Here is an 11,605-nt window from a genome sequence, read left to right as displayed (position 1 = left end):
CCGAGGTATGCCCATGTTGCGTCGCCTGCTGCTCGTCTCCGCTCTGCTGTTCCTGGCGGCCTGCACCCGCGCGCCCCTGGTGACGCCCCAGGAGGTCTTTCCGGCGGATCGGGTGGAGAACGCCGCCGATGTCCGCCGCGCCATCGTCGATACCCTGGAACGTCGTGGCTGGAGCGTCGGCCAGGAGAGCCCCGGCCTGGTGGTCGCCAGCATCGTGGTGCGCGATCGCCACCAGGCCTGGGTCGACATCCCCTACAGCACCAAGGGCTACCAGATCCGCTACCGCGACAGCGCCGGCCTCGACTACGACGGCGAGCGCATCCATCGCAACTACAACAAATGGGTCCAGCTGCTCGACGCCGACATCCGCCGGCAACTGCAGTTGCCGGCCCCCGCAGCCGCCGCGGAGTGACCATTCGCGGCCTGCGCGATAGCACAGAACGCCGGTCCCGCGGCTGACGGAGCGGGCGTTCTGGGTTAAACAGTCATCCCCACCACCACAAGGAAGTCACCATGCGTATCCTCACCTCCACCCTCGCCCTCACCCTGAGCCTGGCCGCGCTGCTGCCCGGCGCCGCCCAGGCCCGCGACACCACCCTGCAACTGCCCTTCGCCGAAGTCGTCCAGGAAGCCCTGGCCGCCAAGCGCCTGGATGGCAGCGTGAAGTTCTACCTGGCCGGCAACCCGGTGCCGGGCAAGGCCACGGTGGTCAACTCCAGCATCACCACCAACCAGAAGACCAACGCCTTCAACAAGACCGACGAGGTCGCCTGCCGCTGGGTGCTGCAATCGGCGCTGATCCGCCTGCAGGAAGCGGCCAAGGCCGCCGGTGCCAATGCGGTCACCGACATCACCAGCTACTACAAGAAGAACGAGTGGAGCGATCCCACCCGCTACGAGTGCCACGCCGGCGCCCTCATGGCCGGGGTCGCCCTCAAGGGCAAGCTGGTGATCCTCAAGTAAGAAGCTGTTCACGATCTCGCGAGCTAGAGCCAAACAAGGCGAAAATGGCTGAGGAAGGGGAGTTTACGAGTGGTAAATGAGCATTCCGAAGCTATTTTCAACGCCGTTTGGCCGACGCGCAGCAGATCGTGAATAGCTTCTAAGTCGGAACGGCGGTGCGTCCGGGGTAGTCTGTCTAGAGACCTAGCCAGAGGCTGCCGCCATGCCCACGTTTCGCGTCCACTACCGCAAGGACGGCGAGCCCCGCCAGCTCGACCTCGAGCATCCGCAGGCCAGTCTCGCCCCGCATGAAGCCGCCCTGGCCGTGCTGGAACAGCTGCGCGCCGACGCCGAGAACAGCCTGGCGCTGCCGCCCGCCGATGCCCCAGCCGCAGCCATCCTGCGCCAGGCGGAGGTGCACGGATTGACGGATATCCGGGTGGAGCCGCGGGCTTCGTAGGTTGGCGCTGCGCGCAGCGAAGCCCAACGGGCGGAGCTATCGGTGTCTGGCCACCCTCACCCCAGCCCTCTCCCAGAGGGAGAGAGGGCGGTTAAGCGCCGTAGCGTGGAAAACGACGCAGCCTTTTCCACTGACGAGCTGCGGTGCCAACGGCGGATAAGGCTGCGCCGTTATCCACCCTACCCGTAGGTTGGTGCTGAGCACAGCGAAGCCCAACGGGCAGGACTGGCGGTATCTGGCCGCCCTCACCCTAGCCCTCTCCCCGAGGGAGAGGGGGCGGTCTGGTCCAGCATGGGCTTGTGGGCGCATCGCGGCCATGGCGGTTCGCCGCTGCGGTCGCGCCTACAAAAACATCATTCCCTGTAGGAGCGGCCCATGGCCGCGATCATCGCCGTAGCGTGGAAAACGGCGCAGCCTTTTCCACTGACAGGCTCCGGTGCCAACGGCGGGCAAGGCTGCGCCGTTGTCCATCCTACCTGCAGCGAAGCCCAACACCACTAGACCTCAGCCCAGGAACAACCGGTACGCCGGATTCTCGGTTTCGTCCCAATAGCGATAGCCGATGGCATCCAGGGTCGCCAGCAGCTCTTCCCGCTCGGCCTGGCTGGCTTCCAACCCCGCAAACACCCGCCCATCCGCCGCGCCATGGTTGCGGTAATGGAACATGCTGATGTTCCAGCGCCCGCCCAGCTTCTCGAGGAAGTCGAACAGCGCCCCGGGGCGTTCGGGGAATTCGAAGCGGAACACCTGCTCCTGGCCGACCCGCGCCGCGTGGCCACCCACGGTGTGGCGGATATGCAGCTTGGCCAGTTCGTTGTCGGTCAGGTCCAGCACCGGGAAACCCTGGTCGCGCAGCCCCTGGATGAGGGCGTCACGCGGATCGCGCTGGGGATGGGTCTGGACGCCGACGAAGATGTGCGCCTCTTCGCCGGTGTGGTAGCGGTAGTTGAATTCGGTGATCTGCCGTCGGCCCAGGGCCTCGCAGAAGGCGCGAAAGCTGCCCGGTCGCTCGGGAATGGTCACGGCGATGATGGCTTCGCGCTGCTCGCCCAGTTCGGCGCGCTCGGCCACATGGCGCAGACGGTCGAAGTTGATGTTGGCGCCCGAGTCGATGGCCACCAGCACCTGGCCGCCGGAACCTTCACGCTCGGCGTATTTCTTGATCCCGGCCACGCCCAGGGCGCCCGAGGGCTCGGTGATGGAGCGGGTGTCGTCGTAGATGTCCTTGATCGCCGCACAGATCTCGTCCGAGCTGACGGTGATGACCTCGTCGACATAGCGCCGGCAGATCTCGAAGGTGTGGTGGCCGATCTGGGCCACGGCCACGCCGTCGGCGAACAGCCCCACCCGCGGCAGCACTACCCGCTCACCGGCGGCCATGGCCTGTTGCAGGCAGTTGGAGTCGTCCGGCTCGACGCCGATGATCCTGATCTCGGGGCGCAGGTATTTCACGTAGGCGGCGATACCGGCGATCAGACCACCACCGCCCACGGGGACGAAGATGGCGTCCAGGCGACCGGGATGCTGGCGCAGGATCTCCATGGCCACGGTGCCCTGACCGGCGATGACGTCCGGGTCGTCATAGGGCGGGACGAAGGTGTAGCCCTGCTCCTCGACCAGGCGCAGCGCCTCGGCCAGGGCCTCGGGAAAGGCGTCGCCATGCAGCACCACCTCGCCACCACGGGATTGCACGCCGATCACCTTGAGCTCCGGGGTGGTGCGCGGCATCACGATGATCGCCCGCACGCCCAGTTCGCGCGCCGCCAGGGCCAGGCCCTGGGCGTGATTGCCGGCGCTGGCCGCGATCACCCCGCGTGCCTTTTCCTCGGCCGAAAGGCTGGCCAGCTTGGTGTAGGCGCCACGGATCTTGAAGGAGAACACCGGCTGCAGGTCTTCGCGCTTGAGCAGCACCTGACAGCCCAGCCGCTCGGACAGCGCCCGCGCCGGTTGCAGGGGCGTCTCGATGGCCACGTCGTAGACGGGGGCGAGCAGGGTCTTCTTCACATAGTGTTCGAGCATCGGCGGGGCGATCCGGTGGGTGCGGCGGGGGCGAAAAGTCTACTACGGGCACCTCCGGGTGGGTTAGCCAGGCCGTCCGAGCGGCTATAATCGGCGACCCTCCACCCGTTTTCGCGGATACCCCCATGAATCAGGACCAGCTCAAGCAGGCCGTCGCCCAGGCCGCGGTCGACCTCATCCTCCCCCAGCTCTCCCGCGACAGCGTGGTCGGCGTGGGCACCGGCTCGACCGCCAACTTCTTCATCGACCTGCTGGCCAAGCACAAGCTGGAGTTCGATGGCGCCGTGGCCAGCTCCCAGGCCACCGCCGACCGGCTGAAAAGCCATGGCATCACCGTCTATGACCTCAACGGTGTCAGCGATCTGGAATTCTATGTGGACGGCGCCGACGAAGCCGACGGCCACCTCAATCTGATCAAGGGCGGCGGCGCGGCCCTGACCCGCGAAAAGATCGTCGCGGCGGTAGCACGCAAATTCATCTGCATCGCCGATGGCAGCAAGCGCGTCGACGTCCTCGGCGAATTCCCGCTGCCGGTGGAAGTCATCCCCATGGCCCGCAGCCACGTGGCCCGCGAGCTGGTGAAGCTGGGCGGCGACCCCGAGTACCGCGACGGCGTGGTGACCGACAACGGCAACGTCATCCTCGATGTGCACAATATGCACATCGTCGATCCGGTGGGCCTGGAAGCCAGGATCAACAACATCGTCGGCGTGGTCGCCAACGGCCTCTTCGCCGCCCGCCCGGCGGACGTGCTGCTCTTGGGCACCGCCCAGGGCGTGGAGCGGCTGGAGCGGAGCTGAGCCACCCGTAGCGTGGAAAACCGCACCAGCGTTTTCCACAGGTGAGCTCATGCACGGCCAGTGGATAAGGCTGCGCCGTTATCCACGCTACGGCGTTTATCGCGGCCATGGCGGTCCGCCGATGCGGCCGCTCCTACAAAAGCACGATATACCTGTAGGAGCGGTCGCTACGGCGCACCGGCATGGCCGCGATCATAGACACCACCTCACAAAAAAAGCCCCGGTCAGGCGAACCCGACCGAGGCTTTTTCATGCCACCTGGCGGCTTAGAACAGCACGCGGCAGCGGATGGTGCCCTTGACGTTCTGCAGCTTTTCCTGGGCCAGGTCGGAGTACTCGGCGTCGACGTCGATCACCACGTAGCCGACCTTCTCGTCGGTCTGCAGGTACTGACCGGAGATGTTGATGCCGCTCTCGGAGAAGACGCGGTTGATCTCCGACAGCACGCCCGGCACGTTCTGGTGGATGTGCAGCAGGCGGTGCTTGCCCGGGTGCGACGGCAGGGCCACTTCGGGGAAATTGACCGAGGACACCGAGGTGCCGTTGTCGCTGTACTTGACCAGCTTCTCGGCCACTTCCAGGCCGATGTTGGCCTGGGCCTCGGCGGTGGAGCCACCGATGTGCGGGGTCAGGATGACATTGTCCAGGCCACGCAGCGGCGAGACGAACTCGTCGTTGTTGGAGCGCGGCTCCACCGGGAAGACGTCGATGGCGGCACCGATCAGGTGCTCGTCCTTGATGGCGGCGGCCAGGGCGTCGAGGTCGACCACGGTGCCGCGGGCGGCGTTGATCAGGATGCCGCCCTTCTTGATGGCGCGGATCTCGCGCTCGCCGATCATCAGCTGGGTGGCGGGGGTCTCCGGCACGTGCAGGGTGACGATGTCGCTCATGCCGAGCAGTTCGGTCAGGGAACCGACCTGCTGGGCGTTGCCCAGGGGCAGCTTGGTGATGACGTCATAGAAGAACACCTGCATGCCCAAGCCCTCGGCCAGGACCGACAGTTGGGTGCCGATGGAGCCGTAGCCGATGATGCCCAGCTTCTTGCCGCGGATCTCGAAGGAGTTGGCCGCGCTCTTGATCCAGCCGCCGCGGTGGCAGGAGGCATTCTTGGCCGGGATGCCGCGCAGCAGCAGGATGGCCTCGGCCAGCACCAGCTCGGCCACCGAACGGGTGTTGGAATAGGGGGCGTTGAACACGGCGATGCCGCGCTCGCGGGCGGCCTGCAGGTCGACCTGGTTGGTGCCGATGCAGAAGCAGCCGACGGCGACCAGCTTCTTGGCGCAGTCGAACACCTCTTCGGTGAGCTGGGTGCGCGAGCGGATGCCGATGAAGTGGGCGTCGGCGATCTTTTCCTTGAGCTGGGCATCCGGCAGAGAGCTGGTGACGTACTCGATGTTGCTGTAACCCGCGGACTTGAGGATATCCACGGCGGACTGGTGGACGCCTTCCAGGAGAAGGAAGCGGATCTTGCTCTTGTCGAGGGAAGTCTTGCTCATCTGCGTTGAATCCAGAATGTCCAGGGAGAAGGATGCCGGCACGGCGCAGGCCAGGTCAGCCAGCGGCAAAGGGGTCGCTATCTTAGCATGAGCCACCGGATGCAGGTCCGGTTGCGACCTGAAGCTTTCTCAGGGCGACCATGAGCGCCTTGCGACCAGGACCGCGCCGCGGCCTCCGCTTTTGGTTAAGATCGCCAGCAGACGCCACTCACCAGGAGCACAAGATGGCCTACCAGCACCAGTACCTCGATGGCACCAAGATCCACTTCCCCCTGGGCAAGGTCGTCTGCATCGGCCGCAACTACGCCGAGCACGCCAAGGAGCTGAACAACCCGGTTCCCACCGAGCCCCTGCTGTTCATCAAGCCGGCCAGCTGCGTGGTGCCGGTGGCCGAGGGTTTCGCCATCCCCACCGATCAGGGTTCGGTGCACTACGAGGCCGAGATCGCCGTGCTGATCGGCAAGCCGCTGTCGAAGAAGCCGTCGGCCGAAGAAGTACGCGATGCCATCTCCGGCTTCGCCCCCTCCCTGGACCTGACCCTCAGGGACGTGCAGAGCCGCCTCAAGGAAAAGGGCTATCCCTGGGAGATCGCCAAGAGCTTCGACGGCGCCTGCGTGCTCGCGCCCTTCGTGCCGGGCGATGCCTTCGAAGACCTGGCCGACATCCCGGTGCGCCTGACCATCAACGGCGAGGTGCGCCAGGACGGCAACAGCCGCGACATGCTCAATCCCATCCTGCCGCTGATCCAGACCATCGCCGGGCACTTCTCCCTGCAACCGGGCGACGTCATCCTCACCGGCACGCCGGTGGGTGTCGGACCTCTCAACGTGGGCGATGACCTGGTGCTGGAGTTGCCGGACGTTAGCCGCTTCGAAACGCGCGTGCTATAACCCCGCCACCCACCGTCGCCTGGCCGGTGCCTGGCGACGGTGTGTCGGCACGGCCGCGACGCTCTAACAAGAAGCCGTCCGAGCCCGCATGTCCAGACTCCCCCGCCTCCTCCTGTCGCGCCTCCTTCCCGCCTTCGTCCTGCTGGTGCTGATCATCCTCACCTTCGTCTGGCACTGGAACGACCGGGCGCTGCTCTGGTGGCAGGAATACCGCACGCCGCCGGAAGTCCGCGCCCAGGCGGTCTGGCTGCCGGACTACCAGGCGGTGATCCAGGGCAAGCCGCTGCCGGGTCTGGCCGAGGCCGAGACCTCCGACCTCACCTACGATCCCCGTACCCGCACCCTCTTCGCCGTCACCGGCAGCACCCCCTACCTGGTGCAGCTGAGTCTGACCGGCGACATCCTCAGGCGCATCCCGATCCGCAACGTCTCCAACCTCGAAGGGGTAACCGCACTGGAAGACGGGCGCCTGGCCATCGTCGACGAGCGCCAGCGGCGGCTGTCGCTGTTCCAGCTGGCCGACGACACCCGCGAGCTGGACGCCAACACCTTCGAACACCACGACCTGGGCTTTCCCGACGCCGGCAACAAGGGCTTCGAAGGCATCGCCTGGGATCCGCGGCGCCAGCGGCTGATCCTCAGCAAGGAACGCGATCCGGCCGCCCTTTTCACCCTGGCCAGCGACGGTCGCGGCGTCTCCGGCAGCCTGCAGCCCTTTGCGCTCAAGCAGTTGGTGATCGACTATTCCGCGGTGGCGGTCGATCCGCGCACCGGTCACCTGCTGGCGCTGTCCGACCAGTCCCACACCCTGGTAGAGCTGACCGCGGATGGCCAGCCGGTCAGCTTCATCAGCCTCAGAAGCGGCCTGCACGGCCTCAAGGCGACCATGGAGCAACCGGAAGGCGTGGCCCTCGACGAAGCCGGCAATCTCTACATGATTGGTGAACCCAATCTCTTCCACGTGTTTCACAAGGTGTCCGGCGCGGCGCAATGAGCGCCTATTCAGCTTGAATTCAGGGTCGCGCCCTTAGGCTGCGCGGCATTACCGCCTCAGGACCCTGTCGATGTTTTCGCTGTTTTCCCCTCGCACCCTGGGCGCCCTGCTGGGCGGGGCCCTGCTGCTGGCCCTGACCCTGGTGGCCCAGCAGCACCGGCTGTTCGAGCGCCTATGGTTCAACGTCCAGAGCCAGCTCCAGGCCGAAAGCCGCCAGGCCCGCTCGCTGTGGCTGCCGGGCTACCGGGTCACCGTCGAGGCCAGGCCCATCGGCGACGGCATCACCGACGTCTCGGCGCTGAGCTTCGATCCGGATCGCCGTACCCTGGTCAGCGTCACCAACAAGCCGGCGCGCTTTCTCGAACTGAACCTGGACGGCCGCCTGCTGCGCCAGGTGGAGCTCAGGGGCTTCAGCGATCCGGAAGCCATCGAGTACATCGCCCCCGGCGTCTACATGATCAGCGAAGAGCGTCGCCAGCGCCTGGTACGGGTACGCATCGGCGCCGACACCCGGGTGGTGGACATCGACGACCGCCAGGTCAGCCACCCCTTCAGCCTCAGCGACGTGCAAAGCGACAACCGCGGCAACGAGGGCCTGGCCTACGACGCGGCGCGCGAGCGCTTCTTCGTCGCCAAGGAAAGCGATCCGGTACGCATCTACGAGATCGAAGGTCTCGGCAGCGAAGCCTTCGAAGGCCTGCAGGCGCTGTCGCTGCGCACGGATCCGCAACGCGATCGCCGGCTGTTCGTGCGCGATCTCTCCAGCCTGCAATTCGATCCCGGCACCGGCCACCTGCTGGCGCTTTCGGATCAGTCGCGCTTGGTGCTGGAACTGGACGACGACGGCAAGCCAATCAGCTCGCTGTCACTGCTGCGCGGCCAGCACGGCCTGAGCCGCAGCGTGCCCCAGGCCGAAGGCGTGGCCATGGACGACCAGGGCAAGCTCTATGTAGTCAGCGAGCCGAATCTGTTCTATCGGTTCGAGAAGCCGTGAGGTAGAGGCTTACCGTAGTCGCCAATGGCGCCAAGCGCCTGCTCGAACGGCCCCCTCTCCCCCCGGGAGAGAGTCGGGGTGAGGACGCGCCTGGCACGATCTATCCTGTGGAAAAGGCTACGCCGTTTTCCACGCTACGCAGCCGGTGTTGGGTTTCGACGATGAAGCCGTTTCAACCCAACCTACGGGTATCGCCGTAGGTTGGGTTGAGCGCAGCGAAGCCCAACAGGCTGGAGCGGCTCGGCCCAAACGCCTGCTCGGACAGCCCCCTCTCCCCCTGGGAGAGGGTCGGGGGTGAGGGCGCGCCTGGCACCTGATCTCCCTGTGGAAAAGGCTGCGCCGTTTTCCACGCTACGCAGCCGGTGTTGGGCTTCGACGATGGAGCCGTCTCAAACCAACCTACGGGTATCGCCGTCGGTTGGGTTGAGCGCAGCGAAGCCCAACAGGCTGGAGCGGCTTGACCCTCACCCCGGCTCTCTCCCCGAGGGAGAGGGGGTCATCCAGCGCGAAGCGCGGCTCTCGGTCGCCCTACTCCCCCTGCTCGAACAATTCCTCCAGATAGCGCCGCGCATTGGCCACATAGACCTGGGCATTGGCTGCCAGCTGCGCCTGCTGGGCTTCGCTGAGGGCGCGGACCACCTTGGCCGGCGAGCCGAGCACCAGGGAGCCGTCGGGAATCACCGCGTTTTCGGTGACCAGGGCATTGGCGCCCACCAGGCAGTTGCGCCCAATGCGCGCGCCGTTGAGCACCACGGCGTGGATGCCGATCAGGCTGCCGTCGCCGATCTCGCAGCCATGCAGCATGGCCTGGTGGCCGACGGTGACGCCGCGTCCCAGGGTCAGCGGCGAGCCGGGATCGGTGTGCAGCACGGCGCCGTCCTGGACATTGCTGTCCGGGCCGATATGGATCAGCTCGTTGTCGCCACGCAGCACCGCGCCGAACCAGACGCTGGCACCCTCATCCAGGCGTACCTTGCCGATCACCGCGGCGGTGGGCGCGACCCAGCTCTGTGGATGGGCCTCGACCCGCTGTTCTCCCAGGCGGTATTTCATGGTGTCGCTCCTCGTATTGTTGTCGTTGGCGGAACGCCTGATTGTTCGCCAGCGCAGGGCCTTGGCGCAATCGACGCCGACAGGAGCCCCGGCGTTGTTGCAAGTAATTCTCGATAGCGAAAGAATGCCAGGGGAACCTAAGCCCGCCCGACTGCGACGAATGACCACGGCCAGAACGCTGGGAAAGGCCCGCGGCCTTTGCAAAGCTGGCGGCCGCTGACCGCGCCGCCCCTGGAACCGCAGCGTCAGCCGTCCCGGCCCAGGCCGGTTTCCCGAGACCACCGGAATCTGCGAGCGCCCGATGCGTACCACCTGGAAATTCCTGCTGCCCCTTGCCGTCACCGGACTGCTGGCGCTGCTGCCGGCACCCGACGGCCTGCCCGTCCATGCCTGGCTGTACTTCGCCCTGTTCGCCGGCGTGGTGGTGGGGCTGATCCTCGAGCCCCTGCCCGGCGCGGTGATCGGCCTGATCGGCGTGGCTCTGGCGGCCCTGCTGGCGCCCTGGGTGCTGTTCAGTCCGGCGCAACTGGCCACCCCAGGCTTCCGCGCGCCCCAGGAGGCGCTGAAATGGGGCCTGGCGGGCTTTTCCAACAACACCGTCTGGCTGATCTTCAGTGCCTTCATGTTCGCCCTGGGCTACGAGAAGACCGGCCTCGGGCGGCGCATCGCGCTGCTGCTGGTCAAGGCCATGGGCCGGCGCACCCTGACCCTGGGCTACGCGGTGATGCTGGCCGATCTGGCCCTCGCACCCTTCACCCCGTCCAACACCGCCCGCAGCGGCGGCACCGTCTACCCGGTGATCCGCAACCTGCCGCTGCTCTACGATTCCAGGCCCAACGACCCCAGCGCGCGGCGCATCGGCTCCTACCTGATGTGGGTGGCGATCTCCTCCACCTGCGTCACCAGTACCCTCTTCCTCACGGCCCTGGCGCCCAACCTGCTGGCCGCCGCCCTGATCGAGAAGACCGCCCAGGTGCACATCAGCTGGGGCCAGTGGTTCATCGCCGCCGCGCCCATGGGCATCCTCCTGCTGGCCCTGCTGCCGCTGCTGGCCTACTGGCTGTATCCGCCGGAGATCAAGCGCAATGACCAGGTGCCGCTGTGGGCGGCCAAGGAACTGGCCGCACTCGGCCCGCTGACGCGCGACGAAAAGCTGCTGCTGGCCCTGGTGATCGGCGCCCTGGCGCTGTGGATCTTTGGCGCCGCCTGGGCCGATCCGGCGCTGGTGGGCATCCTGGTGATCGTGCTGATGTTGCTGCTCAGGGTCATCACCTGGAACGACGCCCTGGGCAACAAGGCCGCCTGGAACACCTTCGCCTGGTTCGCCACCCTGGTGGCCCTGGCCGACGGCCTGACCCGGGTCGGCTTCGTTGCCTGGTTCGGCCAGTGGGTCGCCGGGCACCTGGGCGGCTTCCATGCCGGTACCGCCATGGTGGTGCTGGTCGCGGTGTTCTATCTCGCCCACTACCTGTTCGCCAGCTCCACCGCCCACACCACCGCGCTGCTGCCGGTGATGCTGGCCGCCGGCATGGGCATCCCCGGCATCGACCTGCCGGTGTTCGCCCTGCTGCTGGGTACCTCCCTGGGGCTGATGGGCATCATCACCCCCTACGGTACCGGGCCGAGCCCCGTGTACTACGGCAGCGGCTACCTGCCCAGCGCCGACTACTGGCGGCTGGGGACGATCTTCGGGGCGCTGTTCCTGCTGGTGCTGCTGGGGATCGGGGTGCCGTGGATCATGATGGTGGCGTGAGGGGTAGTTGGGCTGTCGGTGCCCAATGCCCGGGTCGTGGTGATCCGGGCGGATCGGCGTAGGTTGGGTTGAGCGATAGCGAAGCCCAACACTTTGGTGCCCTAGCTACTTGTAGGGGTTTGCTGGCGGCTCTTGTTTCGCCTGGCCGGCGACTCACTTTTCTTTGCTTGTGCAAAGAAAAGTAAGCAAAAGAAAGCACACCCC

At 66.4% G+C, this 11,605-nt stretch carries 11 protein-coding genes; 8 read left to right on the top strand and 3 right to left on the bottom strand.

Annotation, left to right across the window (positions count from 1 at the left end):
- Positions 1-13: 13 nt before the first annotated feature.
- The 3 genes from CFE50_RS02465 (at position 14) to CFE50_RS02455 (ending at position 1,402) form a co-directional block, all read left to right on the top strand.
- Positions 14-412 carry a hypothetical protein gene (locus CFE50_RS02465; protein ID WP_007161065.1) on the top strand — a complete coding sequence of 133 codons (399 nt, stop codon included), beginning with the start codon at positions 14-16 and terminating at the stop codon, positions 410-412.
- Between the two features lie 101 nt (positions 413-513).
- Positions 514-963 carry a hypothetical protein gene (locus CFE50_RS02460; RefSeq protein ID WP_007161066.1) on the top strand — a complete coding sequence of 150 codons (450 nt, stop codon included), beginning with the start codon at positions 514-516 and terminating at the stop codon, positions 961-963.
- Between the two features lie 202 nt (positions 964-1,165).
- Positions 1,166-1,402, top strand: coding sequence for a hypothetical protein (locus CFE50_RS02455; protein WP_286730710.1), 237 nt, complete (start codon positions 1,166-1,168; stop codon positions 1,400-1,402).
- Positions 1,403-1,906: 504 nt separating this feature from the next.
- Here the strand turns inward: CFE50_RS02455 and ilvA are convergent.
- Complete coding sequence (ilvA, locus tag CFE50_RS02450; protein ID WP_286730984.1) at positions 1,907-3,433, bottom strand: threonine ammonia-lyase, biosynthetic; 1,527 nt, start codon at positions 3,431-3,433, stop codon at positions 1,907-1,909.
- A gap of 113 nt (positions 3,434-3,546) precedes the next feature.
- Between ilvA and rpiA the strand changes: the two genes are divergently transcribed.
- Positions 3,547-4,221, top strand: a complete 675-nt coding sequence (gene rpiA / locus CFE50_RS02445) for a ribose-5-phosphate isomerase RpiA (protein WP_058792673.1) — start codon at positions 3,547-3,549, stop codon at positions 4,219-4,221.
- Between the two features lie 266 nt (positions 4,222-4,487).
- On the opposite strand, the gene serA is transcribed toward rpiA, so the two are convergent.
- On the bottom strand, positions 4,488-5,717 hold the full coding sequence (gene serA, locus CFE50_RS02440) for a phosphoglycerate dehydrogenase (protein WP_027598764.1): 1,230 nt from the start codon (positions 5,715-5,717) through the stop codon (positions 4,488-4,490).
- A 224-nt stretch (positions 5,718-5,941) separates the two neighbouring features.
- Here serA and CFE50_RS02435 point away from each other — a divergent pair, with 224 nt between their 5' ends.
- The 3 genes from CFE50_RS02435 to CFE50_RS02425 all read left to right on the top strand — a co-directional run bounded on the left by CFE50_RS02435 (position 5,942) and on the right by CFE50_RS02425 (position 8,595).
- A complete protein-coding gene (locus CFE50_RS02435) occupies positions 5,942-6,607 on the top strand; it encodes a fumarylacetoacetate hydrolase family protein (RefSeq protein ID WP_027598765.1) in 666 nt (221 codons plus the stop codon).
- Between the two features lie 88 nt (positions 6,608-6,695).
- Positions 6,696-7,601, top strand: a complete 906-nt coding sequence (locus CFE50_RS02430; protein ID WP_286730704.1) for an SdiA-regulated domain-containing protein — start codon at positions 6,696-6,698, stop codon at positions 7,599-7,601.
- 70 nt (positions 7,602-7,671) lie between these two features.
- The gene (locus CFE50_RS02425; RefSeq protein WP_286730702.1) at positions 7,672-8,595 is read left to right on the top strand and encodes an SdiA-regulated domain-containing protein; all 924 of its coding nucleotides are present in this window, start codon (positions 7,672-7,674) and stop codon (positions 8,593-8,595) included.
- 528 nt (positions 8,596-9,123) lie between these two features.
- Here the strand turns inward: CFE50_RS02425 and CFE50_RS02420 are convergent.
- On the bottom strand, positions 9,124-9,648 hold the full coding sequence (locus CFE50_RS02420) for a gamma carbonic anhydrase family protein (RefSeq protein ID WP_027598768.1): 525 nt from the start codon (positions 9,646-9,648) through the stop codon (positions 9,124-9,126).
- A 301-nt stretch (positions 9,649-9,949) separates the two neighbouring features.
- Between CFE50_RS02420 and CFE50_RS02415 the strand changes: the two genes are divergently transcribed.
- Positions 9,950-11,401 (top strand): anion permease, encoded by a 1,452-nt coding sequence (locus CFE50_RS02415; protein ID WP_241808188.1) that lies wholly within the window; start codon positions 9,950-9,952, stop codon positions 11,399-11,401.
- Positions 11,402-11,605: the final 204 nt, after the last annotated feature.

This window comes from Pseudomonas sp. PGPPP4, assembly GCF_002256045.1.
In the GTDB taxonomy this organism is placed as follows: Bacteria; Pseudomonadota; Gammaproteobacteria; order Pseudomonadales; family Pseudomonadaceae; genus Chryseomonas; species Chryseomonas oryzihabitans.
This window is presented reverse-complemented; position numbering and strand designations above follow the sequence as displayed.